The sequence below is a fragment of the Clostridium sp. CM028 genome, assembly GCF_030585565.1.
In the GTDB taxonomy this organism is placed as follows: Bacteria; Bacillota; Clostridia; order Clostridiales; family Clostridiaceae; genus Clostridium_AD; species Clostridium_AD estertheticum_B.
Window position 1 is genome coordinate 3,274,393 of record NZ_CP077766.1, and the last position, 26,739, is coordinate 3,301,131.

The following is a 26,739-nucleotide window of genomic DNA, read 5'->3' on the forward strand; positions in this document are numbered from 1 at the left end:
ATAAAGGGTGAGTGGAATGATTAAAGATAATACTATATTTGTAGGCTTTATGTTTATACCAAATGATGTAAAAGTAATTTTAGACACTTTAAAAAATAATGGATATGAATCTTATATAGTGGGAGGAAGTATACGTGATTCCAAAATCGGGACATCCATGCCCAAGGACTATGATGTAACTACCAATGCCCTACCACAAGAGGTTATCAAACTCTTTGACAAAACTGTGCCTACAGGTATAAAACACGGAACTGTTACTGTTATGATAAATGGAGATGGATACGAAGTTACAACTTACAGAATAGATGGTGAATACTTGGACAATAGAAGACCGGATGGTGTTACTTTTGTTTTAAATTTAAAAGAAGACTTATCAAGACGTGATTTCACTATAAATGCTTTAGCTTTTAATGAGGAAGATGGGCTTATAGATTATTTTGGTGGCACCGAAGATTTAGAGAATAAAATAATTAGAGCCGTAGGTGAGCCTAATAAAAGGTTTCAAGAAGATGCGCTAAGAATGCTTAGAGCTATTCGGTTTTCAGCCAGGTTAGATTTTGAAATAGAAGAAAAAACTTTAGAGGCTATAAAAGCAAATTCGTTACTTATATTAAATGTAAGTAATGAAAGAATTAGAGATGAATTATGCAAAATGATGGTATCTAATAATACTACTAAAGCTTTAAGATTACTTGAAGAGACTAAACTATTAGAGGTCATACTACCAGAGATTCAATTAGCTGTAGGGTTTAATCAGCAAAATCCTCATCATGATAAAGATATATTTGAACATACTTTGTCGGTTGTGGAAAAATGCCCACATTCACTTAATGTGAGAATAGCAGCATTATTACATGACATAGCTAAACCTTACTGTTTCACTATTGACAAAGATGGGATAGGTCATTTTTATGGACATGATAAAAAAGGTGTTATATTATCTGAGCAAATACTAGGGCGTCTTAGATTTGATAATCAAAGTATAAGTGAAATTAGTGTTTTAGTAAGGGAACATATGAATGTGCTTACAAAACCAACAGATGCATCTGTAAAACGTCTTATTAATAGAGTGGGTGTAGATTTAGTATGTGATCTCTTCGCCTTGCAAAGAGCGGATGCACTAGGTTCACGTTTTCCAGAAGTGAGATTAAAAGAAATTAATAAGGTAGAAGAAAAAACATTAGCTATCTTAGAATCTAAAGTTCCACTATCTATAAAAGAACTTGCAATAAACGGTGGAGATTTAATGAGTGAATTTTCTATTAAACCAGGAGAAAAAATAGGTGATATGCTTAGATTTCTTTTAGATAAAGTATTAGAAAATCCGCAATTGAATAGTAAAGAGAAACTTTTAGCTATAATTTATGATGAATATGTAAAGTGAAAAACTAAAATCGAAGACTACTCTTCTCCTATTTCTTCAAGTAAAGGTTCTTTACTTCCCTTATTTTTCATAGTTTTTAGAATCATAGGTATTAAATCCTTTATAGGAGTTCCTTCAATAGGTGAAATATCAAAATGTAATGCTCCATTTGCTTCAAAGAGTGTTAGAAGCTCTTGAATAGTATCTCCTTCGAATATAGATATGCATAATAGTATGAACTTTCTCTGGAAATGATTTCAGGTCGCACAGGGGAAAGTTATACGGATGCATTTTTTTTTATCCTAGGAGATTTCCTTTTGAGTTATTATGAAAATTTGGTATAAAACATTTACTTAGGCACAAAATAATACATGAGAGAAGGTGTAGTGTTTGAAAGCTAGTGAAATAATTACTGTACTAAATGAAAATGGTGAGAAAGTCGACTTAGAACTGATCGATGCTATTAAAATGGATGGAAATGAATATGTGATAGTTGGTCCTAAAGATTCGGATGAGGCATATGCTTACAAGTCAGTTGTAGTTAATGGAGAAACAGAATACTTGTCCATAGGACAGGGCCAAGAGTTTAAAAAAGTATTACAGAAGTTTAGCGAGCAGTAATACTGCGGTGGCAGAGGCAACATATTTAGAAGTATGTAGTAATAATAAGTAATTAGGAGGAGTATATATGAAGAGTCGTGAAGAAGCTAAGAAGGAAAATTTACGTGATTATATTAAGAAAGATACAAAAACACAAAATGGACATTCTAAAAATCAAATTATTCAAACCGTTGAAGAAAGCGCATATAACGAAAGTGTTTTTGAAACCAAAAAAAATGGATATTAGGTACATGAAAAAAAATAAATAATAAAAGATACATTAATAAAAAGAGCAGGTGTTTGTTATCTAAGCTATGATAGTATATAGTTTAAATAAAGGTTAGCTTGCTCTTTTTGTTATAATAACAAAATGTGATGTAAATAAAAAAATATCAATAATAGATAGAAAGGACTTAATATATGATAAAAATGTTTGAAGAATTTGAAAGTCATTTAATGGAAGATGATAAGCCGTCTATATATTTCGATAAAATAATAAATAATAAGATCATCTTTAATGAATATCCATATACATTGTTAAGTCGTTTAGTAGATATTCCCCAATCTCCACAGTATCACCCAGAAGGAAATGTATGGATTCACACAATGTTAGTTGTGGATAATGCAGCAAAAGTAAAGGAGAAAAGTGAATGTCCTAGAGCGTTTATGTGGGGGGCATTATTACATGATTTAGGGAAAGCACCTACTACAAAAATCAGGAAAGGAAAAATAACGTCTTATGACCATGACAAGGTTGGTGAAGATCTTAGCATAAAATTTCTTGAAGCGCTTACAGATGAGGTCGAATTAATTAATCAAGTTTCAGCTTTAGTTAGATGGCATATGCAAACTCTTTTTGTAAACAAAAAATTACCTTTTGGGGATATGAAAAACATGTCGCAAGAAATATCTTTTAAAGAAATTGCCTTATTATCACAGTGTGATAGACTTGGTAGAGGGGAAATCAGTGAGGATAAAGTTAAAGAGGAGAAAGAAAATATTAAATCTTTTATTCGCACTTGTGAAGAGTATTTATCGCGCTCAAAATAATTTACATAGATTAAGCACTAAATTACTTTGTGAGTTTAACGAGTATAGTATAAAAAGGATTTATTTTTATGGAAAAACCTATGATATACTAATAAAGTATGCAACAAATAAAATTCATTGAATTTACGAAGTTTGGAGATGATTACAGTGAGGTATGAAGGAACAGTATACAGACCACCAAGTGAGGCCTACAGTCTTATACTGCAAGTTACAATCGGATGTTCACATAATGCGTGCAGCTTTTGCAATATGTACAAAGATAAGAAGTTTAGAATACGTGATTTAAAAGATATTATGGTTGATTTACAGCATGCTAAATCAACATATAGGGTAGTTAAAAAGATATTTCTAGCAGATGGAGATGCTTTAGTTATTGAAACTAATAAATTGAAATTGATTTTATTAAAAATAAGAGAATTGTTCCCTCAGTGTGAAAGAGTAGGGATTTATGCTGCTCCTAGTGATATTTTGAGAAAATCTTTAGCGGATCTTAGGCAGCTTAAGGATCTTGGCGTTGGGATTGTGTATCTAGGTGTTGAATCTGGAAGTAATGAAATATTAAAAAGTATAAATAAGGGCGTAACTGCTGAGGAAATGATTATTGCAGGCTGCAAGGTTAAAGAAAGTGGGATAAAGTTATCCACTACCTTGATTTCAGGAATAGGTGGCACAGAAAAAATAAGTGAACATGCAATAGAATCGGCTAAACTTATAAGCGCTATAAACCCAGATTATGTAGGATTTTTAACTTTAATGTTAGAGAGGGGAACCCCTATATATGAGGATGTACAGAACGGGACTTTTCATATATTAACGCCAGAACAAATAATGTATGAGATGAGAGAGTTCCTTAAAAATGTAGAAGTTGCTAACTGTGTTTTCAGAAGCAATCATGCTTCAAATTATATGGCACTTTCTGGAACATTGCCACAAGATAAGAATCAGTTAGTGGGAGACATTGACCTTGTACTGAAAGGAAAATATAGGTATAGGCAAGAGGAATACAGAAGACTATAAAACGACTTTCCTCAGAATTTGGTAAAACAAAAAAGGGTGTGGATGTTATGAAGGAAAAAATCATTAGGCTACTTAAGGACAGTGGAAATAATTTTGTGTCTGGTCAAAAAATTAGTGAAGATTTAGGCGTTAGCCGTGCAGCTATTTGGAAACATATAAATATAATTAAAGAGGATGGCTACGAAGTTGAAGCAATTTCAAGAAAGGGTTATAGAATAATTTCCTCACCGGATATACTTACATTTGAGGAAATTAAAAATTTTTTAAGTACAAAATACATAGGTAGAAATATTATTCACTATGATTCTATAGGGTCAACTAACTCTAAAGCTAAAGAGCTTGCGGAGACAAAGCAAGATCACGGCACAGTTATAATAAGTGAAGAACAAACATTAGGACGTGGAAGGCTCGGACGAAATTGGGTATCTCCAAAGCACAAGGGCATATGGATGTCCATAATACTTAGACCAAATATTAACACAGAAAATATATCACAAATAACCCTACTTGGGGCAGCAGCAGTTCAAAAAGCTATTATGAAAATGGGAATTAAAACTAGTATTAAGTGGCCTAACGATATAGTATTTGATGGTAAAAAAGTATGTGGTATATTAACAGAAATGAGTGGTGAAGTAGATCATATTAATTATCTAGTTATGGGAATTGGTATAAATGTAAATTTGGAAAAAGAAGATATACCAATTGATCTAAAAGATGTGGCTACGTCTATAAAGCTTGCGAGTGGTAAATACATGGAGAGGAAGCTTTTGCTTGCCAACATATTAAACATTTTTGAGGAGCTATATAGTGATTTTGTCCAAAATGGAAATATAGAAGAAACTATACAGATTTGCAGAAAAAATTCCATGCTTATAGGTAAAGAAATCCAATTGATTAATAGAGGAAAAGTAACAACAGCTAAGGCAATAGATATAAGTGATCAAGGAGAATTAGTAATTGAAAATTACAAAGGGATAGTAGAATATATTGTTTCAGGAGAAGTTTCTATAAGAGGAATTTCCGGATATAGTAAATAAACTGATGTTTCATATGTTTAAGGGATAATGTAGGATAATTTCCTTTTGAAATGTTATTTAATCTATATTTTTATATAGACAGTATAGCTAGATTAACGGTATAATGTGGTTATTAAGGTTGAAAGGAGAATAGACATGGAAGAAAATAAAATTATAACAATGTTAGATGAAGATGGAGCAAAGGTTGATTTTGAATTAATCGAAATTATTGAGTTAGATGAAAATAAATATGCTTTATTAGCTCCTATAGGAGAAGAAGATGATGCTTTTGTCTATAAAATAGAAGTGGTTGATGGTAAAGAGCAATATATTGCAGTAGAAGATGAAGAAGAATTTGAAAGAGTTTTAGAAGAATATGATTCATCTTTTGAGGAATAAATAGTAGACCAATAACCCAATAAATCGGTAAGGTTTATTGGGTTTTTACTATAAATTTATAATTTTTTTAGATATTAAAAATTATTGTAGTAACTGGAGGAGGTGAAATTTTGAATTTAGTAGAAATTAATATGGAAGCACTTATAGAAACAATTTCGCATGTTGATGACAATTTAGGGAAAAGCTTTCTAGACACAGCTACTGGTGAGGTTATATATATTCCTACAGAAGTAAGTGTAGCATTAGAAAATGGGACTTTAAAAGAAGATACATTTGATAAGTGGTTAAAAGAATTTGTCATCACCGCTATACTTATTAGCGAAGATGAGGTTAATAGATATTTAAGCACTCCTCTAATAGATGAAGACTTTTATATAAGTGCAATGAAAAAATATGTTAATAGTATAATTAGTAATTCAGATTTAAAGCTAGAATTAAAAAGGGCACTAATAAGTGAAGAACCTATAAAAAGTTTTAAACATATTCTAATGGATAAACCAAATGCAACAGATGGATGGTATGAATATGAAGATAAATGCATAGAAGAATTTGTTAGAACATGGTTAATGTCAATTGGTATTGAATTAAAGTATTTAAATTAAAGCAACCTATTTGTTGGAGGTATATATATGTTAGTATATGAAGTAGCAATAAGGCTCGCGCTTGCAGTTTTAGTTGGTGGCTTAATTGGATATGAGAGAGAATATAAGAATAGACCAGCTGGTTTTAGAACTCATATATTAGTATGTCTAGGCGCGGCAGTTACCTCAATGATACAATTATATTCAATTCAAGAAACAACTAATATGATACTGCGGCACCCAGAACTCCAAAATGTCATGAAAGCAGATATTGGAAGACTTGGGGCGCAAGTTATATCGGGAGTAGGATTCTTAGGGGCAGGGACTATTATACATGAGAAGGGATCAGTAAAAGGACTTACTACTGCAGCAAGTTTATGGACTGTGGCATGTATTGGACTTGCAGTTGGTCAAGGTTATTATACTTTAAGTATATTATCAACTATATTTGTTTTTATAGTATTAGTATTTCTTAAGACTTTTGAAGCTAAGTTATTTAAAAACATTAATATTCTTAAAATAGAAATTCAATACGTTAACAAGAAAAACATGGTGGAAAAATTAGAACAGTACTTTGATGGTATGGGCATAAAAGTTAAAAATATAGATTTTTCAATTGATGAGGAAGATGAAAATCCAGATTACAGCACAACAATGTATACAATTTTAGCACCCAGACATATAAAGAGCAGTGGGATTGTGCAAAAACTATGTGCTTTTGAAGAAATATACAAAGCAACTATATTATAAGAGAAAAATAATAAGTGTACTTATTTATAAATTACATATATTAGCGAAATCTCAATTAACAAGATAAAAATCAATGTGTAAATAAGTTTTTTAAATTTATTCATTATTATCACCCCATTTATATTGTATGTTAAAAGAGACGATAAAATAATCAAATCATCGCCTGCGGAGCTGGAATATTAATGACTTCAGAAGGTGATTTATACTCCAATTTATAGAAGTGGGAGACTTTCCTTCTGAAATGCCGTTAAAAGTAAATATACGCGAAAAAAGAGCACTTATTAATAAGTGCTCTTTTGATTTAACAAATCTATCTTCTAGATTTAGCTACTTCAATATTTACTTTTCTACTATTTAATTTCTTACCTGAACTATTGTTTAGAATAGAATCTACTAAGTTCGCAGGAACATCTAAGAAAGAAAATTTATCTAAAATATCAATGCGGCCAAGTTCATTTTTATTAATGTTAGCAGTCTCGCATAGGAAAGATATAATATCTTTAGTCATAACTTCATCCATTCTTCCTATAGATAAGAATAGTCTAACATTATCTGTAGTTGTAGTTGTAGCATCATCTGCATAGTTATAGTTAACTTCTTTATCAAAAATAATTTTGATTAGGGAAGCAGCTACATCTTCATCACCAAATTCTTTTATAAGATTTTGTCCTAGTGGAAGAAAGTTTTCATATAAATTTTCTTTTAGAACTAATTTTATAGAATCTAAAATAGTTTCTGATTTTGCAGCGAATATATCTGTTATAGTAGGTACAGTTTTTTTAGCGATGATACTTTTAGTATCACGTTCAATTTGTCTTATAGCAGATGCTTCTCGTCTTGTAATAAGACTATAAGCTGTGCCTTCTTTACCAGCTCTACCTGTTCTACCAATTCTATGTATATATGATTCGCTATCTTGTGGTAAATCATAGTTTATTACATGAGTAACATTTTCAACGTCGATTCCTCTTGCAGCTACATCTGTTGCAATTAAGAAATTCAGATTACCATCTTTGAATTTTTTAAGAGTATTCATTCTTTGACTTTGTTTCATGTCTCCGTGCATACCTTCTACTGTATAACCTCTAGGTTGTAATGCATCAACTAATTCATCTACACCCTTCTTAGTTTTACAGAATAGTATACAAGTCTTAGGAGCATCAACGTCAAGAATTCTACATAATGATTCAAATTTATTTTTTGGGTTTACTTCATAATAATATTGTTCAATCTTAGAAACAGTCAAAGATTTCTTTTCTATTGCAATAAGCTTTGTTTCAGGATGCATATATTTTTTTGACAATATTTTAATAGCTCTTGGCATAGTAGCTGAGAAAAGTAAAGTCTGTCTATCTTCACTTAAATTACTTATAATGCTTTCAATATCTTCAATAAAGCCCATGTTTAACATTTCGTCAGCTTCATCTAAAACAAGAAACTTAGCATTAGCGAGTTTTAAAGTGCCTTTTCTAATATGATCTAATAATCTTCCTGGAGTTCCAACTACAATATCTACTCCTCTTTTTAAAGCGGATATTTGTCTATCAATAGATTGGCCACCATAGATTGGTAATATTTTAATTCTTTCATGTCTTGCAATACGTGAAAGTTCTTCAGCAACTTGGACAGCAAGTTCTCTTGTTGGAGACATTATTATTGCTTGAACTTTTCCATTTGGTCTTTCCATTAGGCTTAAAATAGGTGCACCAAAGGCTAATGTTTTACCAGTTCCTGTTTGAGCTTGACCTATAATATCAAAGCCATCTAGTACAACTGGAATAGCTTTTGCTTGAATATCAGATGGATATTCAAATTTTAGATCTTGTATAGCGTGGAGTACGGATTCGCTTAGTCCTAGTTCATCAAATTTAAGTTTGTCAATTTTGTTCATTAAAATTCCTCTTTCTTCTCATAAAGTATCAAATACATCTTATTATTACAAAAATATATACAAAATAATAAATATTAAATCAAAAAAGCAAATTCAAATTGCTTTTTTATAATTATTTAAAAAAATTCCTCAAAATTGAGTTCTTCTCAATAACATAAATAAGAGGCAATCCAATTCCATAACAGCAGACTAATTCTCCCCATGCAACTTGCAGCATACAAACTATAAGGGGCATGTCATTAACATATAAAAGCTTTAACAGTATGCCTATAATAATGGCATTAACTACTACAGCCGGTAATGGAGCAAGTATTCTTTTGAATTTAAGTTTGCTTTTACCAATATAGTAAGTTGAAATCGCAGCTATAAGCGTTGCAAGGGAACCGAAAACCATATCCATAATACCTAGTGGACTTATAATATTAGAAACTATACAACCAATTAGCAGCCCAGGAATAGAAAAGGATGCAAAATAAGGTAAAATAGTAAGTCCTTCAGCGATACGATATTGAATAACTCCAAAGCTGAAAAACGATAAGCTTAGAGTTAAGGCTACATAAATAGCAGCCACCATTGCTGCAAAAACGATCTTTCTTATTTTTACAGACATAGTTCCTTCATTTAATTTAATATTCATTTTTGTGCCTCCGTAGTTTTATTTTAAGACAGGATGGTTACGAACTGTCTATGAGTATTTGACTCGAATCTTTATTTTACTCCATATTTCGCAATTAGTCAATAGGGCTTTCAGATTTTCTGAGGTTGTAGGGGATTAATTCTAGTTTTAAATACGTTGAAATTATGGTCTAAAATAGTTAAAAGTATGATATAGTTAAAATATATATGAATTTGTTTTTTGAAGTTAGTATTACAGCTTCGCAGGTGATGATTTAATAACATAGTTTTTGGTTAAAGGAGAATATGATGAGTAAAGAAATTTTTAATACAAAACAAACACAATTAAGTAATGGTATTAAACTTATTACTATTAAAAAGGATAGTCAAATTTCAGCAGTTCATGTTGGAGTAAACATAGGTTCTCTTTTTGAAGAAAAAAATGAAAAGGGAATAGCACATTTTATAGAACACATGCTTTTTAAAGGAACTGAGGGTAGAACTAACGAAGAACTAAACAGCAATCTAGAAAATTTAGGTGGGGAATATAATGCATACACGGATTTTAATTGTACAGTATATACTGCTACAATTTTAAATGAAGAATTAGAGAACTCGTTAACACTTCTCGGAGATATGCTATTAAATTCAACCTTTCCAATTGATGAAATTGAAAAGGAAAGGGGTGTAATACTCGCTGAAATTAGAACGATTAATGATGACATTGAAGATTTAAGCTTTAAGAGAATTAATGAAATTGCTTTTAAATATAGTCCACTTAGAGAAGATACTATTGGTAGCGAAAATATTATAAAAAAAGTTACAAGAAAGCAACTTGTTGATTTTTATAACAAATATTACTTGCCTAATAATTCATTCATATCTATTGTATCGTCGTTTGAACATGAGGATATAATAAACATGGTTAACAAATATTTTGGTGATTGGACAAAGAGGAAATTTGAAAAGAAAAAAATAACTTTTGAACATCATAAGTCTATAAAAAAAATCTCATATAAAAAAGAAATTGAGCAATGCACTATACTGTATTTATATACCTTTAATGGACTATCTAAAGATGAGGAATTAGCACTTAGAATATTAAACTATAAATTTGGAGAAAGTTCTAATTCTATATTATTTAGAGAACTTCGAGAAGAAAGAGGATTGTCATATGATGTTTACACTCATTTAGATACTTCAAATAACGTTAAAATATTATATATTTATACATCGGTGTCAGAAGAAAATGTAGAGGAAGCAATCGATGTAATAGATACTGCTATTAAAGATATTGAAAGTAAAAAAATAGTTTTTGACGATAATACGATAGCCTTGATGAAAAAAATAATGAAAACTGCTATAGCTTCAACCTTAGAGGACTCAACAGACCTTGGAAGTTATGTAATACATCAAGCTATGGACGATGAAGATATATATCAGTTTACTGATGATATGGATAACATGGAGAATATTAAAAGTGAAGACCTATATAATATTTCAAGAAAAGTATTGCAGGAGCCAACAATTCACATATTTTTACCAGAAAAGAGAGTGTAAAATTGAGTAGTATTATAACAAAAATTGAAATACAAAAAAAAAATAAGCGGAGAGTTAACATCTATATGGATGGCGAATATACATTTGCTTGTGATGCAGAACTTATATATATCCATAATATTACAAAAGGTAGAGTTATGGACAAACAGAATTTAGAAGATATAGCTAGTGAAGATAATTATATTAAGGGGAAAACCTGCGCACTTCACTTTTTGGAGAGAAGCAATAAATCGGCTAAACAAGTAGTTGATAAATTAACGATAAAGGAATTTGATACTAAAACTATAGATAGAGTACTGGAGTTTTTAAAGCGGTATGATTTTATTGATGATAAGCGGTTTGTTGAATTATTTATAAAAGAAAAAATCAGGTCTAGTGGTAAAAATAAAATAAAGTTTGCTTTATTAAAAAAATCTCTTCCAAAAGAATTAATTAAAGAAGAACTTAATAAGATAACTAATGAGCAACAGCTCGAAACAGCTTTGAAATTAGGCGAAAAAAAAATCGTCACAATATCTAAGAGTGAGAAGGATACAAAAAAACTTTATAAAAAAACATCAGACTATTTAGCTCGCAGTGGATATGATTACGAAATAATTAAAGAGGTTTTGGCTAAGATAACTGAAAATGACAAAGGAGAGGAATCATGCGATAATGCGCCCTCCGAAGATACTTATCAAGAAGATTATGATAAATTATACGAGTTAGCTAGTAAAAGATACAGCATATTAATCAAGTCAGAATCGCACAAAATAAAGCTATATAAAAAGCTAGGAGACTATCTTTTAAGAAGAGGATTCCAGTGGGATCAAATTAAAAAAGTATTAAAAGATTTAATTAATGGCACAGAAGATATTGTTAATGAAAGCGGTGATAGGAGTGTTTAAAGAGCCCGTAAGCTTAATTTTACTGTTATTATTTATATACCCAATAATTAAGGGGTTTATATATAAATTCTCATCGGAACATTTAAAAGGCGGCATTGAGGGAGTTTTTCAAAGTATATCTTTTTTGCTTTCTTTATGTCTAGGTATTTATTATACGAAAAAAGTGCTTATTCAGCACGATGAAGGTATGTATGAGAAAATATATAAAAGTATACCAATGAATGTTATAGGGTTTATTAATAGCAAACCATTAGTGATTTATATATTAATAATGCCAATAGTGATATTAATAATTTATAGTGTTATAAATTTTGTGATTAGTATTATTGCTCACATTACTTTTTATCCTTTATTTGATAGCATAGAGCGCAAAGTAAAGCAAAAAAGTGTTTTATTTAATAGGATTATAGGTGCAGTATTTCAGTTGCCTAAAGCAATATGTTATGTAATTGTTATTACTTTCATATTTAATTTTTTATCACTTCTTAATATAACTGATACATATAATAAGTATTTGGAAGAATCACAAATATATAATTATATATCCAAAGAGGTAGTTATTCCATTGACTAATTCAAAGCTTGCAAAAAAGCTTCCGAATGTTGTAGATAACTCTTTTAAAATTGTAGTAAAAGAGGCTTCTACTTTAGAACCTAATTTACAAAACAAGCCAAAAGGTATAATTTATTACAATGGCATTACTCTGGATCAAGGGGTTAAGTCTAATGATGAAATTAATAAGTTTGCAATTACCCTGGCTGAAGGTAAAAGTGGAACAAGGGAGAGAGCAAGGGTTATTTATAAATGGGTAGGTAGTGAAATAGCTTATAGCGATGAAAAAGCAAATAGAATATTAAATAACGATTTAGAAGCGAAATCTGGTGCCATCCCAACTTTTAACTCGAAAAGTGGTATATGTTTTGATTATGCATGTCTATATGTAGCTATGTGCAGAGCTAATAATATAAAGGTGAGAATTATAACAGGCCAAGGATTCAACGGAAGTAATTGGGTTAGCCATGCTTGGAATCAAGTATATATAGAGGAAGAAAACACCTGGATTAATGTAGATCCAACATTTTTAATTGGTGGGGATTATTATGATAGTAAAAGATTTGATATAGACCATAAAGGAGAGAATATAGCTGGAGAATGGTAATAGAATAGCTCCCTAAGTTTTAGGGAGCTATTCTATAGCTTTTTAATAATAAATTAATGGCTTTTTCGCAATCTGTATCTTCATTATTTAATGACCAAGCTGTATTGAAATAATATAATGCTTTTTGCTTGTTAACACACATAGCATAGCAGTAAGCTAAGTTGAAAAAATATTTGCTTTCACGGCGCAGGCTTATAGCAGCATGCAATAAAGGTATTGCCTTTTCGTATTTTTTTAAGTGAATAAAACATACTGCGGTATTATAAAGTGAACCAGCCTCATTATCTTTCATTTCTGCGGATTTTTTATAGAGAATTATTGCTCTATTATAATCTTTAGTATTGTATATTTCGTTAGCTTTTTGAAAGTATTCCATTATTATCCTCCTTGTAATTCTCCGAAGAATTATAAATTTGTTATTCTAAATACTGTCCAAGGGTTTTAAAATGTATTCATTTAAGTGGAATTTTATTTGTTTTTATTAACTACTTTTTTTTCGAAAAGTGCAACCATTTCATACATAAGATAAGCTAAGATAGAAAGTATTACTATGCTCATCATTACCATATCTAGTTGGGAAACTTGACCACCATAGATTATTAAAAATCCTAAACCTTCTTTAGCCACTAAGAACTCACCCATAATTACGCCCACCCATGAGAGGCCTACATTGATCTTAAGTGCAGAAATAAAAGCTCCAATAGATGAAGGAATAATTAGATTAATTAATATTTGGTATTTAGAAGCTCCGAAGGTTTTTAAAAGTTTAATTTTATCTTCATCCACTTCTCTAAAACCGCTTAGTATGCTAATTATGGTTACAACTATTGATATTAAAAGCGCGATTACTATTATTGCCTTTACCCCGTTGCCTACCCAAAATATAATAATAGGTGCAAGAGCTACTTTAGGCAAGGCATTTAATACTATTAAGTATGGATCCAAAACTTTTGAAACAAAATCGGACCACCACAATAAGACTGCAATTAAGGCCCCTAATATGGTTCCAAGTAAAAAACCTGTTATTGTTTCAAAACATGTTACTGATATATGAGTTAGCAGTGTACCTTCATTATATATTTGTATAAAGGAATTATACATTTTTGACGGTGTGCTTGTTAAAAAGGAATCAATCCATTTAAGTCTGCCAGCTATTTCCCAAAGGCTAAAAAAAACAATTAGTATTATTATCCTTGTGAAAATAATAGTGTATTTCTCTCTTTTTACATTTTTGATATAATTCTTTTGCTCATCACTTTGAATCAGCATTGCTATTCAACTCCTTCCAAATTTCATTGAAGTAAACTCTGAAATTTGGAGCTTCTCGACGCTTGAGAGGACAAGGGAAATCTTCTCCAAATTCAATATTCATCTCTTTAACGATTACAGCAGGTCGATTTGAAAGGATAATAATTTCATCTGACATAGCGATAGCTTCAGAAATATCATGAGTTACCATTATAGTAGTCTTTTTTTCTTTTTTTATAATTTCATAAACTTCATCACTAATGTTTAATCTAGTTTGGTAGTCTAAAGCTGAGAAAGGCTCATCTAAAAGAAGGACTTCGGGGCTTAAAGCTAGGGTGCGAATTAAAGCAACTCTTTGGCGCATGCCTCCGGATAATTCTCTAGGATGATGATTTCTAAATTCCCAGAGACCATAGCTTATTAAAATATTTTTTACCATTTCCTTATTGTCATCTGTAATACGGTGGTTAATTTTGAGACCCAAAAGTACATTGTCCCATATGGTTAACCAGTCGAATAATTGATCCTTTTGAAACATATATCCAATTTTTGAAAGGCTTGAGCTATTATCGTGACTTTTAATTACTATTTCGCCATATGACGGAGTAATTAAGCCTGCTATTATATTTAACAGCGTAGATTTCCCACAGCCAGAAGGGCCTACAATACTTAAAAAGTGACCTTCTTCTACACTAAATGAGATATGCTTTAAAGCAGGAGTTTCTGCAGTTAAAGAGTGATAATTCATGCATATATTATTAATTTCTACTTTAATCACTTTGTCATCCCCTTGAGAGTTATAGTTTAGTATATGAGGGTAGATAATGTATTGTTAACGACATTTCAGAAGGGTCACCCACTTACTTAAGTAGGAATATACATCTATAATAAAAATAAGAGTTAAGTAGAAATATAAAACGCCTTCTGAAGTCGTTAATATTGCAGCATCGCAGATGATGATTAACAACATTTCAGAAGGGTTACCCACTTACTTAAGTAGGAATATACATCTATAATAAAAATAAGAGTTAAGTAGAAATATAAAACGCCTTCTGAAGTCGTTAATATTGCAGCATCGCAGATGATGATTAACAATATTTCAGGAGGAAAGCCACCCACTTATATAAATAGAATATAAATACCATAATAAATAGATAGGGATGTACATACTATAATAAAGAAAAAATAGGTTGAAAATATTATGGTTATTGAGTTATAATTTTATATACTTATGTTTTAATTTTATACAAATACAATTAATAATTACAAATTTTATTAATAACATGAGATTAATAGAAAAAATATTATAAGTATTTGTAGCAGAGGGAATAAATTCGGTTTTTGAAGAATAAAGATATATATAAATAAATAGGATATTTACTGAAATATTAGGTTATTTTAAAAAAATGGAGATTGAATCCAACTGCATTAACATATATAATAAAATATTAGGGTCAAAAAACACAAATAAATCCAGACTTGCGGGGAAAGAGAAGATAATTATGAAAAAAATATTACATGTTGGATTAGATGTAGGATCTACCACTGTTAAAATAGTAGTGTTAAATAATCAAGAAAAAATAATATATAGTAAGTATCAAAGGCATTTTTCTGATATAAAAAGTACAATAGCCGAGCTTTTATATGAGGCTTATGATGCATTCAGTGAATGCGATATAACTATAGTGGTAACGGGGTCTGGTGGACTAGCCTTATCTAAATGGCTCAATATCACATTTATTCAAGAAGTAGTTGCCAGTACTTATGCTATAGAAAATATTATCCCAAGAACTAATGTGGCTATTGAACTAGGTGGAGAAGATGCAAAGATTATATATTTTGATGGAGGAATAGACCAAAGAATGAATGGTACTTGCGCTGGTGGTACTGGCGCATTTATTGATCAGATGGCATCACTGCTTCAAACGGATGCAGCGGGACTTAATGAACTTGCAAAGAAGTATAAAACTATATACCCAATTGCAGCTAGATGCGGAGTTTTTGCTAAAACTGATATTCAACCCTTATTAAATGAAGGTGCTGCGAAAGAAGATATTGCTGTGTCAGTTTTTCAATCAGTAGTTAATCAAACTATTAGTGGACTTGCTTGCGGTAGACCGATTACGGGAAATGTTGCATTTTTAGGTGGGCCATTATATTTCTTGTCTGAACTACGACAAAGGTTTATTGAGACATTAAAGCTCTCAGAGGATCAAGTTATTTTTCCTAAGGATTCTCAGTTATTTGTTGCGCTAGGGGCTGCTATGTCATCAAAGAATGAGGGCATTATTTCTTTTGAAGAACTAAAGAGGCAGCTTCCAAAGTTAAAGGAAGTATCGAGCCTCGATGTTCGAAGACTTAGGCCTTTATTTATAGATGATGCGGAGCTACAAGTATTTAACAAAAGACAGAGCGAATATAAGGCAGCAAGAAAAGAATTAGCGGATTACACGGGGAATTGTTTTTTGGGAATAGATGCTGGATCTACAACTACCAAAGTTACACTTATAGATGAGGAAGGCGCAATTTTATACTCTTACTATGGAAGTAATGAAGGCAATCCATTGACCGTAGTTAGTAAAATATTAAAACATATATACACTATTTTACCGAGTGAAGTAATCATCAAAAATTCAGCGGTAACAGGTTATGGTGAAAGGCTAATAATGGCTGCATTAAAAGTGGACATTGGAGAAATTGAAACTATAGCTCATTACAAGGCAGCAAAATTCTTTTTGCCAGGAGTAGACTTTATATTAGACATTGGCGGGCAAGATATGAAGTGTTTAAAAATAAAAGATGGGGTAATCGATAGTATAATGCTAAATGAAGCATGTTCTTCTGGTTGTGGTTCTTTTATAGAAACTTTTGCTAATTCTTTAGATATGCAAATATCAGATTTCGCAAATGTAGCCTTGTCTGCTAAAAGCCCAGTGGACTTAGGTTCAAGATGTACTGTGTTTATGAATTCAAGGGTTAAACAGGCTCAGAAGGAAGGCGCCTCTATAGGGGATATATCATCAGGACTTTCTTATTCGGTAATAAAAAATGCACTGCTTAAAGTTATTAAGATAAGAGACCCAAAGGACATGGGTAAGAAAATAATAGTTCAAGGCGGAACATTTTATAACAATTCAGTACTTAGGGCTTTTGAAATTATTTCAGGACGAGAGGCGGTTAGGCCAGATATTGCAGGACTAATGGGTGCATTTGGTGCCGCACTTATTGCAAAGGAAAGAGCAGTAAAAGGCAAAATTTCTACATTGTTATCACTCGAACAATTGGATAGTTTTAATGTAGAAACTTCAATGGGTAGATGCAAGCAATGCGCAAATCAATGCGTTCTTACAATTAATAAATTTGATAATGAAAGGGAATTTATAACTGGTAATCGCTGTGAAAAAGCATTAGGAAAAAGCAGTAAAAAAGAAGAGGTTCCTAATCTCTATGACTATAAGTATAAAAGAATATTTGATTATACTCCATTAAAGAAGGAAGAGGCATTTAGGGGTGTAATAGGCATTCCAAGAGTACTTAACATATATGAAAATTATCCGTTTTGGTTTACCTTCTTTACCAATTTAGGATTCAGGGTAGAAGTATCCCAAAGATCTTCTAAACAGGTATATGAAATGGGAATTGCAACTATTCCCTCAGAATCTGCTTGCTATCCGGCTAAAATAGCACATGGGCATATAATGAGTCTTATAAATAAGGGGGTAGACACTATATTCTATCCTTGTATTCCATATGAAAAAAAGGAGCAATCAGGCGCGGATAATCATTATAACTGTCCTATAGTAACTTCATATCCTGAGGTAATAAAAAATAATATGGATATATTGAAGGAACGAGATATTAAGTTCCTGAATCCTTTTATTTCTTTAGATAATAAGAAAAAAATAATTGATAGATTAGCGGGTGAGCTAGCGAGTTTTGGAATTGATAAAAGAGAAGTTGCTATGGCGGTTAAAAAGGCATGGATCGAAACTGAAAAGGTAAAATTGGATATTCAAAGTAAAGGTGCGGAAGTCGTACAATATATTAGGAGGACCGGAAAGAGGGGTATTGTTTTAGCAGGGAGACCTTATCATATAGACCCAGAAATTAATCATGGAATTCCTAGTTTAATTACGGGATTTGATATGCCCGTGCTTACAGAGGATTCTGTAGCTCATCTAGGTGTTGTTGAAAGACCTTTAAAAATAGTAGATCAATGGGTATATCATTCTAGGTTATACGCAGCGGCGAGTTTTGTAGCAAAAGAGCCCAATATTGAGCTTATTCAGCTAAATTCTTTTGGGTGTGGACTTGATGCAGTTACCACGGACCAAGTTGGAGAAATTTTAGAAAATAGCGGCAAGATATATACAAGCTTAAAAATTGATGAGGGAAATAACTTGGGAGCTGCTAGAATTAGAATTAGATCCTTAAAAGCCGCCCTCGATGAAAGAGACAAGAACGGAACTTTGCCGAGTAAAACTGAGGAAATCAACAGTAGAATTATTTTCACCAAGGAAATGAGAAAAAATCACACGATTTTATGCCCACAAATGTCTCCGGTGCATTTTCAATTTGTACAGGAAGCTTTTAATTCATCAGGATACAATTTAGAAATTTTACCTTCGGTAGATACTAAAGCTGTAGATGAAGGCTTAAAATATGTAAATAATGACGCTTGTTATCCAACAATAATTGTAGTAGGACAAATAATTGCTGCTTTAAAATCAGGTAGATATGAAATAGATAATACCTCCGTTATAATTTCTCAAACCTGTGGAGGATGTAGAGCTACAAATTATATTGGATTCCTTAGGAAAGCCTTGAAGGAAGCGGGGTTTCCAAAGATTCCAGTAATATCCTTAAATGCTGCTGGTCTTGAGAAAAATCCGGGTTTAAAATTCACATATCCAATGGTTAAAAAATCGATAATGGCTTTAGTGTACGGAGATTTGTTTATGAGGGTACTATACAAGGTTAGACCTTATGAGAAGATACTAGGCTCAGCTAATTTACTTTATGAAAAATGGGTGAAAATATGTAAAGAAGCCGTGACAAAAGGTAATAGTCGCGAGTTTAATAATAATATATCCTCTATAGTAGCTGATTTTGACAATCTAGAAATCAAAAACATTTCGAAACCTCAGATAGGTCTAGTAGGAGAGATTTTAGTTAAGTTCCATCCTACAGCTAACAATAATATTATAGATGTTATTGAAAATGAAGGTGGGGAGGCAGTTATGCCGGATTTAACGGACTTTTTCTTATACTGTGCATATGATGCTGATTTTAAATATAAGTATTTGGGTAAGAGTAGGACTGATAAAGTACTAAGTAATATAGCAATTCGATATATAGAAGGTTTCAGAAAATGTATGAAATCGGCTTTAGAAAGTAGTAAAAGATTTCACGCACCTAAAACTATACAGGAATTAGCGAAAGGAGCAGCACCTATTTTATCACTAGGTAATCAAGCAGGTGAAGGATGGTTTCTCACCGCTGAAATGGTTGAGCTTATTGAAAGTGGAACAAGAAACATAGTGTGTATGCAACCTTTTGCTTGCCTTCCAAATCATGTAACAGGTAAAGGGATGATTAAGGAATTAAAGCGGAGGTATCCAGGATCGAATATAACTGCTATAGATTATGACCCAGGTGCAAGTGAAGTAAATCAAATTAATAGAATAAAGCTTATGATGTCCATTGCTTTTAAAAACCTTAAGAGTGAGGAAGAAGTTAAAATTGCGCATCAAGAAGTAGCTAGTGATAAAAAAACAGATTAAAAATCTAATGAATTGTTAATTACAAGTTTTTTCTTAAATTATGCTACAACGAAAAGTATATATTGCTAAGTGATTTCACATCGCGAAGTAATTCTAAAATCTATTTTATTTACAGTTGCTAAAAAATACAAACTCGCTTACGCTCAAACATATATTGTTCTTCACCCATCTGTAATTAAAATAAATTAAGAATCACTAAGGCTAGTTCAAATGCATTTTACGCAATATATACTTTTGTTAGCATAATCCAAGAAAAAATATTCAAATCATCATAATCCAAGAAAAAATATTCAAATCATCATATTCCACACAATGTATTATGATGAAAAAGTATGGAATATAAGAGAGGGGTAATACCTTCTTTTTTTATGCAATGAATTAATTATCTGATTTATAACCATTTTGTTATAATAGCTCCAACCCCAATTAATATATATAATACCATCATATATACGATCAACATACCAGTTTCAATAGAATGAACACCCATTGAATATAGAATAAGTAAAATAGCCCCACTACCCAAAAGAACAACGTAAAGTACAATCATAAGATAACGTTTCAAAAGTAGCAGAGTTCGTTCATCAGCATCTGGAATATTACCATTTCTTTTTTTATTCCACTTATATAAAATCAAAGTTATGATATTTCCGAATGCTAACCCACCTATAATAGGCATAACATATTCAATAGGGTCTTCACCAAAAATATACATACCCCAAAAACCACCTATCATCATACATAACATGATAAACACCCAACCAAAGATTTGCAATTTTTTATTTTTCATAGTTATTCCCCCTTTGATTTTCCTAAATAAAATAATTCCTCAATTGGCACATCAAAATACTGTATTAATTTTAGTGCTAACTCCAAACTGGGATTATATTTATTTTTCTCAATTGCATTTATAGTTTGCCTCGTAACTTGTAAATCTTCTGCCATTTTAACTTGTGTTATCATCTTTTCTTGACGAATTTCACGAATATGATTTATCACCCTCATTTGTAGCCCTCCAATCAAAAGTAAAGATATCTTTACTTATATTATAAAGAAAATATTACTGAGTGTAAAGATATATTTACACTAAATATATCTCTATATCTTAGAAAAATGGTATAATAGGGTATATTAAAATAACAATTAAAGAGGGAAGCCATTTTATTTGTGACTTCCCTTAATTTATATATTAATATTATCATTTATTTTTTAATTTTTTTCATTAGCTCAATATACAATTTTGGGTCTGCTTCTGATTTGTAAACAAATACCTTCCACTTACCATTTTCGTTTAAAAGCCCTATATATCCTTTTGCTGTATCAGTTCGTTCAGCCTTCCCATTAGTAGAAATAAACTTCAATTTAGCTTCATAATAATATCCAGCTTTATCTTCTTTCTCACCATACAAATTTTTATCTAAGATAAAGTCTGTAACATGTAAAGTATAATTATTGTCATTACAGAACTTTGTAGCCACAATATTGTAATGTCCCGCAATAGTTTCATACCCCTTTGCTGTCATTAAAGGTAATAAATTTTTATCAAGGGACTGTATAATTTTGATATATTCCTGTGTATGTGGTATAACTCCATCAGTATTTGTGGGATTTCCACTTGCTATATCCATTTTTTTACCTTCCCTAAGAAGTTTCTTATACTCAGCAACTTTTTCTGTATTTACTGTGTAGAGATTTCTTCCAAGTTCTTGAGCAACTTTTTGTGCATTGTTTTCATCTGAACTTTTACATCCAGTAGAAGCTATAGTTATTAAAAATAGTAGACTGAATAATTTCATTATTTTTTTCAGGATTATTCCCCCTTTATTATATATAAATTGCTTGCCGTTAAACTTGCCATAATAAAACCTCCGTAATCCTTCATATAGTCTTATTATATCCGAATATTCATAAAATGTTAATTATTAACATTAAATTTAAACATAGCCTTTTTTATAGTTGAGAGTTGATAATTGAGGTTGAGTTTTCATTTGGAAATTCTTATTTTATTTTTAATTAAGATGCGTTACGAAAAACATATGTTTGAGCGACAGCGAGTTTATGTTTTTTAGCAAATTAATTAAAAATAAAATTAGTAGTTCTTAGCGAAGTGAATGCATTAATAGTAATGTATACTTTTTTACTTTTTATTTTAAGTCTTTTACGGCTTTGTCGCTAAAGGAATTGTTGACGATTTTATTAAAAGATGGTCTTTCGGGAATTAACGCTGCGTTATAAGATTGTATTATATCCATAAGCTTTGTTAAGTCATCTGATTTTAATATTGGGTTCGGCGCAAAAGCATTTATATCTCTATAGTTTTTAATGGATGAAGTAAGAACAGCCTCATCTGCGCCAGGGAAATAAGATTTAATTGAAGTCATTACTTCTTTATCGGAATGACTACTTACCCATTTTTGACCTTTATATATTGCATTAGTGAATTTTTGAACCATTTCTGGATTTTTTTCTATATAAGATTTTGTGGAAAAAAAACATGTATAAGGTATGGTTCCAGCGGACGCTCCGATGGAGGCTACAATATGTCCAGAATTATCTTTTTTCATCATACTAGCACTAGGTTCAAAAAGAGTAACATAATTACCTGCTCCGCCCTTGAAAGCACCGGACGTAGCTGTGAAAGCGAGGTTTGTAACAAGATTTATATCAATAACTGGTTTAATACCATGATTTTTTAAGACATACTCAAAAGCCATTTCAGGTACGCCGCCAGGTCTTCCTCCTATTACAGTTTTACCCTTTAAGGATTCCCATTTGAAATTCGCTTCAGCATTTCTGCCTACTAAGAAAGATCCATCTTTTTGTGTTAATTGTGCAAAAATAACAGGATAGTCTTCTCGGTGTTGATTATAGATGTAAATAACTTGCTCAGGTCCACAGAAACCTATATCTACAGATTTGCTTAATACCTGCTGCATAGTTTTGTCCGCTCCTTGCCCAGTTGAAAGGTTGATTTCAATACCCTCTTCTTTAAAGAAGCCTTGAGAAATAGCTGCATACATAGGGGCATAGAAAATAGAACGAACTACTTCACTTAATTTTACTTTTACTAAAGCATCACTAGGTTTCTTTTTACAGCCGGAAAATAAGGTGGTTATCAAGGCGAGAGAAAGAAACAGGGAAAAAATCGAAATTTTTTTAAGCTTCATAGATACCTCCATATTATATAGTTGATATAATTATATAATATGAAAGAGCGTGTAGATGTGACATTTTAAATTCAAAAATGAAATACCTTGACATATGTAAATTAAGAGGTATACAATAAATGAAAGACAAGTGAATAATAATTGAACAACTAGATAATAATTTCATAAAACATTCAAAAGCGTAGATGAAGAGGAGTAGGGGAAAATAATATTAAGAGAGGAAGATCCAGAGGCTGTAAGATCTTCTATATGAAAAACCTTGAAGGTAGCTTCGGAGCTTCTTTGCCAATTCATGTAATTATGAGTAGATGGCAAAGACGGTTTTCTTAATCGTTAAATTTTAAAGAGCCTGCAAAATTGTAGGAAAAAAGGTGGTACCGCGAGCTTTTCGTCCTTTTATAGACGAAGGCTCTTTTTTTATTGTTTGAAATTTATTGCTAAAATAAATTGACATACTAATTATTGTTTAGGAGGAGTTAATAATGGAAGAAAATAATAATATTGCTAAGAATTATGATCCAAAAGAGTTTGAAGAACGACTTTACGCATGGTGGGAAGAAAAAGGATTTTTTACTCCAACCGTTGATAAAGATAAAAAACCATTTACAATAGTAATGCCCCCACCAAACATTACAGGAAAATTACATTTAGGGCATGCTCTTGATAATACTCTTCAAGATATTCTAATAAGAACTAAAAGAATGCAAGGGTACAATACCTTGTGGCTTCCTGGTGAGGACCATGCTAGTATTGCAACAGAAGTAAAGGTTGAAAATGAACTTTTAAAAAAAGGGCTTAAGAAAAAAGAAATGGGAAGAGAAGCCTTCCTTGAAAAAGTTTGGGAGTGGACTAATGAATATAGAGAAAAAATAAGAGGACAAATAAAGAAAATGGGATGTTCTGTTGATTTTACTAGGGAAAGCTTTACCATGGATGAAAACTTAAACCATGCAGTAAGAGAAGTTTTCGTTAAATTATATAAGGATGGACTAATATACCAAGGCAATAGGATAACAAATTGGTGCCCAAAATGCATGACGGCAATTTCAGATGCTGAAATAGAGTTTGAAGAACAAGAGGGGCACTTCTGGCATGTTAAATATCCAATAATAGGTAGCGATGAGTTTTTAGAAATAGCTACCACGAGGCCGGAAACTATGCTTGGAGATACGGCGGTAGCTGTAAATCCTAAAGATCCACGGTATACACATTTAGTAGGAAAAAAAATAATGCTACCTCTAGTAAATAGAGAAATACCAATAATTGCAGATGATTATGTTGATATAGAGTTTGGAACAGGCGCAGTTAAAATTACTCCAGCACATGATCCTAATGATTACCAAGTAGGAAAAAGACATAATCTTCCAGAAATAGTGGTTTTGGATGAAAATGCAGCTATATGCGAGGGTTATGGAAAATATTCAGGTCTTGATAAATATGACGCAAGAAAGGTCATGGTAGAAGATTTACATAATGCAGGACTACTTGTTAAAATAAAAGACCACGCTCATAATGTAGGTACTCATGATAGGTGTAAAACCACTGTAGAACCAATGTTATCAAAACAATGGTATGTTAAAATGAAATCACTTGCAAAACCAGCTATAGAGGCTGTACGGGAAAATAAAACTAAATTTGTTCCTGAAAGATTTGAAAAAACATACTTCAATTGGATGGAGAATATTCAAGATTGGTGTATATCAAGACAGTTATGGTGGGGACATAGAATACCAGTATGGTATTGCAAAGATTGTGGGGAAATTATAGTTACAGTTAATGCGCCAACAAGTTGCAGTAAATGTAATAGTACAAATCTTAATCAAGATAAAGATGTGCTTGATACTTGGTTTAGTTCAGCATTGTGGCCTTTCTCAACACTTGGCTTTCCAAATAACACAGAGGATTTAAAACAGTTCTATCCAACAAGTGTTTTAGTAACTGGATATGATATTATATTCTTCTGGGTAGCAAGAATGATTTTTTCAGGGATTTATAATTTAGGGGAAGTGCCATTTGAAACAGTAGTAATACATGGAATGGTTAGAGATGATCAAGGAAGAAAAATGTCTAAGTCTCTGGGAAATGGTATTGATCCATTAGACGTAATAGACCAATATGGTTCAGATGCGTTAAGGTTTTCGCTCGCAACAGGAAACTCTCCAGGCAGTGATATAAGGTTCTATGAGTCAAGAGTTGAAGCAGCTAGAAACTTTGCTAATAAAATTTGGAATGCTTCTAGATTTGTTATGATGAACAATAATTGCGAATTAATGGAGAAATATAAAGATAATAAAAATTACACTGTTGCAGACAAATGGATATTATCAAGAATGAACACTGTAATAAAAGAAGTTACAGAAAATATTGAGAAATATGAAATAGGGATAGCACTTCAAAAGACTCATGATTTCATGTGGACAGAATTCTGTGATTGGTATATTGAACTTGTTAAACCAGTATTATACGCAGAAGATGGAGAGGCTAAAGGCATCGCATTAAATGTATTAAACAATGTATTAAAAACTGGGCTTAAATTACTTCATCCTGTTATGCCATTTATAACAGAAGAAATTTATACTCACTTAGATAATGAGTATGAATCTATAACGATTTCTAAGTGGCCAGAGTATGACGATGCTCTTAAAGATGAAAAAGCGCAGGAAAATATGAATTATATCATAGAAGCGATAAAAGACGTAAGAAATGCTAGATCGGATATGAATGTAGCACCTTCAAGAAAAGCTAAAGTATTTATATATGCTACAGAGGCAAAAGAAGCATTTGAGGAAGGTATGGTTTATTTTCAAAAACTTGCATCAGCTAGTGAGGTTAAGTTTCTAGCTACAAAAGCCGAAGCACCAGAAAATGTAGTTACAGTAGTAACTAAGGGCGCGCAGGTATATATGCCATTACTTGAGCTTGTAGACTTAGAAAAAGAATTAGAAAGATTAAATAAAGAAAAAGAAAAACTAAAAAAAGAAATAGATAGAGTAGAGAAAAAGCTTTGTAATGAAAGATTCACAGCTAAAGCTCCAATTGAAGTGGTTGATGAGGAAAAAGCTAAGGGCGAAAAATATAAAGAAATGTATGATTTAGTAATTAAAAGTATAGAAAACTTGAAATAATCTTTAATAAAAAGCAAGATAAACTATAGAATAGACACTTGAAAAGTCTATTCTATAGTTTTTTTTGTTTTTACCATACAAATAAAAAGTTGGAATATTGAAAAAAATGAATGGTGTGAGTTCAGCATACCAATAATTATGCAAGGTGTATTGATAAAGAACAGGAGAAAAGATTCTCTAATTTGATCTACTATAAGATAAGTGAAAAAAGGTGAATCTAATTTAGAGGTGGCCAACTATTAAAATAAATGAAACATATAAAAATATATTTCATTAGTTTAATTCTATTATTAATTCCTTTTTCATAAATAGAAATATAGATTACTATGAATTTATTTTCATAATGAAACCTGTTATATATACTAATGTATTTTACAAAACATACAAAATATATAAAAAACACGAAGGAATCACAAATAAAATATGGATAATATATGGATTTACTTACAAAAAATACATTGACTTCTGGAAAAATATTATTATACTTAAAATAAGATTAAAGGGGAGGACCTACGATAGTGCAAAATA

23 protein-coding genes and 1 other annotated feature are annotated in these 26,739 nt (G+C 31.3%); of the genes, 14 read left to right on the plus strand and 9 right to left on the minus strand.

Annotated features, from left to right (window positions below):
• The first annotated feature begins 16 nt into the window (after positions 1 to 16).
• The 9 genes from KTC94_RS15465 (at position 17) to KTC94_RS15505 (ending at position 6,776) form a co-directional block, all read left to right on the plus strand.
• Positions 17 to 1,384 carry a CCA tRNA nucleotidyltransferase gene (locus tag KTC94_RS15465; RefSeq protein ID WP_253198084.1) on the plus strand — a complete coding sequence of 456 codons (1,368 nt, stop codon included), beginning with the start codon at positions 17 to 19 and terminating at the stop codon, positions 1,382 to 1,384.
• 369 nt (positions 1,385 to 1,753) lie between these two features.
• Positions 1,754 to 1,984: a DUF1292 domain-containing protein gene (locus KTC94_RS15470; protein WP_165411717.1), complete on the plus strand. Its 231-nt coding sequence runs from the start codon at positions 1,754 to 1,756 to the stop codon at positions 1,982 to 1,984.
• A 67-nt stretch (positions 1,985 to 2,051) separates the two neighbouring features.
• Positions 2,052 to 2,210: a hypothetical protein gene (locus KTC94_RS15475; protein WP_165411718.1), complete on the plus strand. Its 159-nt coding sequence runs from the start codon at positions 2,052 to 2,054 to the stop codon at positions 2,208 to 2,210.
• A gap of 173 nt (positions 2,211 to 2,383) precedes the next feature.
• Complete coding sequence (locus tag KTC94_RS15480; RefSeq protein ID WP_220319646.1) at positions 2,384 to 3,013, plus strand: HD domain-containing protein; 630 nt, start codon at positions 2,384 to 2,386, stop codon at positions 3,011 to 3,013.
• Between the two features lie 147 nt (positions 3,014 to 3,160).
• Positions 3,161 to 4,030: a radical SAM protein gene (locus tag KTC94_RS15485; RefSeq protein WP_220286035.1), complete on the plus strand. Its 870-nt coding sequence runs from the start codon at positions 3,161 to 3,163 to the stop codon at positions 4,028 to 4,030.
• Positions 4,031 to 4,077: 47 nt separating this feature from the next.
• Entirely contained in the window at positions 4,078 to 5,067 is a 990-nt protein-coding gene (locus KTC94_RS15490) for a biotin--[acetyl-CoA-carboxylase] ligase (protein ID WP_216302009.1), read from the plus strand.
• A gap of 135 nt (positions 5,068 to 5,202) precedes the next feature.
• Positions 5,203 to 5,445, plus strand: a complete 243-nt coding sequence (locus tag KTC94_RS15495) for a DUF1292 domain-containing protein (protein ID WP_216302010.1) — start codon at positions 5,203 to 5,205, stop codon at positions 5,443 to 5,445.
• 110 nt (positions 5,446 to 5,555) lie between these two features.
• Positions 5,556 to 6,047 (plus strand): UPF0158 family protein, encoded by a 492-nt coding sequence (locus KTC94_RS15500; protein WP_220286034.1) that lies wholly within the window; start codon positions 5,556 to 5,558, stop codon positions 6,045 to 6,047.
• Between the two features lie 27 nt (positions 6,048 to 6,074).
• Complete coding sequence (locus tag KTC94_RS15505) at positions 6,075 to 6,776, plus strand: MgtC/SapB family protein (RefSeq protein WP_165411724.1); 702 nt, start codon at positions 6,075 to 6,077, stop codon at positions 6,774 to 6,776.
• 310 nt (positions 6,777 to 7,086) lie between these two features.
• Here KTC94_RS15505 and KTC94_RS15510 read toward each other — a convergent pair whose 3' ends face one another.
• The gene (locus KTC94_RS15510) at positions 7,087 to 8,658 is read right to left on the minus strand and encodes a DEAD/DEAH box helicase (protein ID WP_216302048.1); all 1,572 of its coding nucleotides are present in this window, start codon (positions 8,656 to 8,658) and stop codon (positions 7,087 to 7,089) included.
• A gap of 121 nt (positions 8,659 to 8,779) precedes the next feature.
• On the minus strand, positions 8,780 to 9,304 hold the full coding sequence (locus KTC94_RS15515; protein ID WP_187351392.1) for a QueT transporter family protein: 525 nt from the start codon (positions 9,302 to 9,304) through the stop codon (positions 8,780 to 8,782).
• 287 nt (positions 9,305 to 9,591) lie between these two features.
• On the opposite strand from KTC94_RS15515, the gene KTC94_RS15520 reads away from it, so the two are divergent.
• Genes KTC94_RS15520 through KTC94_RS15530 form a run of 3 tightly spaced genes read left to right on the plus strand, consistent with a single transcriptional unit; the run spans position 9,592 to position 12,888 of the window.
• Positions 9,592 to 10,842, plus strand: a complete 1,251-nt coding sequence (locus KTC94_RS15520; RefSeq protein ID WP_216302012.1) for a pitrilysin family protein — start codon at positions 9,592 to 9,594, stop codon at positions 10,840 to 10,842.
• Positions 10,843 to 10,844: 2 nt separating this feature from the next.
• Positions 10,845 to 11,729, plus strand: coding sequence for a recombination regulator RecX (gene recX, locus KTC94_RS15525; RefSeq protein WP_258876395.1), 885 nt, complete (start codon positions 10,845 to 10,847; stop codon positions 11,727 to 11,729).
• Complete coding sequence (locus tag KTC94_RS15530; RefSeq protein WP_220319647.1) at positions 11,704 to 12,888, plus strand: transglutaminase domain-containing protein; 1,185 nt, start codon at positions 11,704 to 11,706, stop codon at positions 12,886 to 12,888. Before recX ends, KTC94_RS15530 begins: the two co-directional genes overlap by 26 nt.
• Before the next feature lie 19 nt (positions 12,889 to 12,907).
• Here KTC94_RS15530 and KTC94_RS15535 read toward each other — a convergent pair whose 3' ends face one another.
• The 3 genes from KTC94_RS15535 to KTC94_RS15545 form a co-directional block, all read right to left on the minus strand.
• The gene (locus KTC94_RS15535) at positions 12,908 to 13,264 is read right to left on the minus strand and encodes a tetratricopeptide repeat protein (protein WP_216302014.1); all 357 of its coding nucleotides are present in this window, start codon (positions 13,262 to 13,264) and stop codon (positions 12,908 to 12,910) included.
• Positions 13,265 to 13,356: 92 nt separating this feature from the next.
• Positions 13,357 to 14,157 (minus strand): ABC transporter permease, encoded by an 801-nt coding sequence (locus tag KTC94_RS15540; RefSeq protein ID WP_216302015.1) that lies wholly within the window; start codon positions 14,155 to 14,157, stop codon positions 13,357 to 13,359.
• Positions 14,141 to 14,884, minus strand: a complete 744-nt coding sequence (locus KTC94_RS15545; protein WP_258876398.1) for an ABC transporter ATP-binding protein — start codon at positions 14,882 to 14,884, stop codon at positions 14,141 to 14,143. Before KTC94_RS15545 ends, KTC94_RS15540 begins: the two co-directional genes overlap by 17 nt.
• Before the next feature lie 754 nt (positions 14,885 to 15,638).
• Between KTC94_RS15545 and KTC94_RS15550 the strand changes: the two genes are divergently transcribed.
• Positions 15,639 to 19,919, plus strand: coding sequence for a 2-hydroxyacyl-CoA dehydratase (locus KTC94_RS15550; RefSeq protein ID WP_220319649.1), 4,281 nt, complete (start codon positions 15,639 to 15,641; stop codon positions 19,917 to 19,919).
• 391 nt (positions 19,920 to 20,310) lie between these two features.
• Here the strand turns inward: KTC94_RS15550 and KTC94_RS15555 are convergent, their stop codons facing one another.
• The 4 genes from KTC94_RS15555 to KTC94_RS15570 all read right to left on the minus strand — a co-directional run bounded on the left by KTC94_RS15555 (position 20,311) and on the right by KTC94_RS15570 (position 23,086).
• The gene (locus KTC94_RS15555; protein WP_220319650.1) at positions 20,311 to 20,709 is read right to left on the minus strand and encodes a hypothetical protein; all 399 of its coding nucleotides are present in this window, start codon (positions 20,707 to 20,709) and stop codon (positions 20,311 to 20,313) included.
• Between the two features lie 2 nt (positions 20,710 to 20,711).
• Positions 20,712 to 20,924: a helix-turn-helix transcriptional regulator gene (locus tag KTC94_RS15560; protein WP_216302022.1), complete on the minus strand. Its 213-nt coding sequence runs from the start codon at positions 20,922 to 20,924 to the stop codon at positions 20,712 to 20,714.
• A gap of 197 nt (positions 20,925 to 21,121) precedes the next feature.
• A complete protein-coding gene (locus tag KTC94_RS15565) occupies positions 21,122 to 21,715 on the minus strand; it encodes a hypothetical protein (RefSeq protein ID WP_220319651.1) in 594 nt (197 codons plus the stop codon).
• 348 nt (positions 21,716 to 22,063) lie between these two features.
• Positions 22,064 to 23,086 (minus strand): ABC transporter substrate-binding protein, encoded by a 1,023-nt coding sequence (locus KTC94_RS15570; RefSeq protein ID WP_216303287.1) that lies wholly within the window; start codon positions 23,084 to 23,086, stop codon positions 22,064 to 22,066.
• Positions 23,087 to 23,259: 173 nt separating this feature from the next.
• Positions 23,260 to 23,485 (plus strand) — a binding site (T-box leader).
• A gap of 83 nt (positions 23,486 to 23,568) precedes the next feature.
• Here KTC94_RS15570 and KTC94_RS15575 point away from each other — a divergent pair.
• Positions 23,569 to 26,211, plus strand: coding sequence for a valine--tRNA ligase (locus tag KTC94_RS15575; RefSeq protein WP_216303286.1), 2,643 nt, complete (start codon positions 23,569 to 23,571; stop codon positions 26,209 to 26,211).
• Positions 26,212 to 26,739 lie beyond the last annotated feature (528 nt).

Excerpts from the sequence above, each read along its gene's own strand:
- KTC94_RS15465 (WP_253198084.1), top strand. The coding sequence starts at position 17 with ATGATTAAAGATAATACTATATTTGTAGGCTTTATGTTTATACCAAAT.
- KTC94_RS15475 (WP_165411718.1), top strand. The coding sequence starts at position 2,052 with ATGAAGAGTCGTGAAGAAGCTAAGAAGGAAAATTTACGTGATTATATT.
- KTC94_RS15480 (WP_220319646.1), top strand. The coding sequence starts at position 2,384 with ATGATAAAAATGTTTGAAGAATTTGAAAGTCATTTAATGGAAGATGAT.
- KTC94_RS15490 (WP_216302009.1), top strand. The coding sequence starts at position 4,078 with ATGAAGGAAAAAATCATTAGGCTACTTAAGGACAGTGGAAATAATTTT.
- KTC94_RS15495 (WP_216302010.1), top strand. The coding sequence starts at position 5,203 with ATGGAAGAAAATAAAATTATAACAATGTTAGATGAAGATGGAGCAAAG.
- KTC94_RS15505 (WP_165411724.1), top strand. The coding sequence starts at position 6,075 with ATGTTAGTATATGAAGTAGCAATAAGGCTCGCGCTTGCAGTTTTAGTT.
- KTC94_RS15515 (WP_187351392.1), bottom strand. The coding sequence starts at position 9,304 with ATGAATATTAAATTAAATGAAGGAACTATGTCTGTAAAAATAAGAAAG.
- KTC94_RS15520 (WP_216302012.1), top strand. The coding sequence starts at position 9,592 with ATGAGTAAAGAAATTTTTAATACAAAACAAACACAATTAAGTAATGGT.
- KTC94_RS15530 (WP_220319647.1), top strand. The coding sequence starts at position 11,704 with ATGAAAGCGGTGATAGGAGTGTTTAAAGAGCCCGTAAGCTTAATTTTA.
- KTC94_RS15535 (WP_216302014.1), bottom strand. The coding sequence starts at position 13,264 with ATGGAATACTTTCAAAAAGCTAACGAAATATACAATACTAAAGATTAT.
- KTC94_RS15540 (WP_216302015.1), bottom strand. The coding sequence starts at position 14,157 with ATGCTGATTCAAAGTGATGAGCAAAAGAATTATATCAAAAATGTAAAA.
- KTC94_RS15545 (WP_258876398.1), bottom strand. The coding sequence starts at position 14,884 with ATGAATTATCACTCTTTAACTGCAGAAACTCCTGCTTTAAAGCATATC.
- KTC94_RS15550 (WP_220319649.1), top strand. The coding sequence starts at position 15,639 with ATGAAAAAAATATTACATGTTGGATTAGATGTAGGATCTACCACTGTT.
- KTC94_RS15555 (WP_220319650.1), bottom strand. The coding sequence starts at position 20,709 with ATGAAAAATAAAAAATTGCAAATCTTTGGTTGGGTGTTTATCATGTTA.
- KTC94_RS15560 (WP_216302022.1), bottom strand. The coding sequence starts at position 20,924 with ATGAGGGTGATAAATCATATTCGTGAAATTCGTCAAGAAAAGATGATA.
- KTC94_RS15565 (WP_220319651.1), bottom strand. The coding sequence starts at position 21,715 with ATGAAATTATTCAGTCTACTATTTTTAATAACTATAGCTTCTACTGGA.
- KTC94_RS15570 (WP_216303287.1), bottom strand. The coding sequence starts at position 23,086 with ATGAAGCTTAAAAAAATTTCGATTTTTTCCCTGTTTCTTTCTCTCGCC.
- KTC94_RS15575 (WP_216303286.1), top strand. The coding sequence starts at position 23,569 with ATGGAAGAAAATAATAATATTGCTAAGAATTATGATCCAAAAGAGTTT.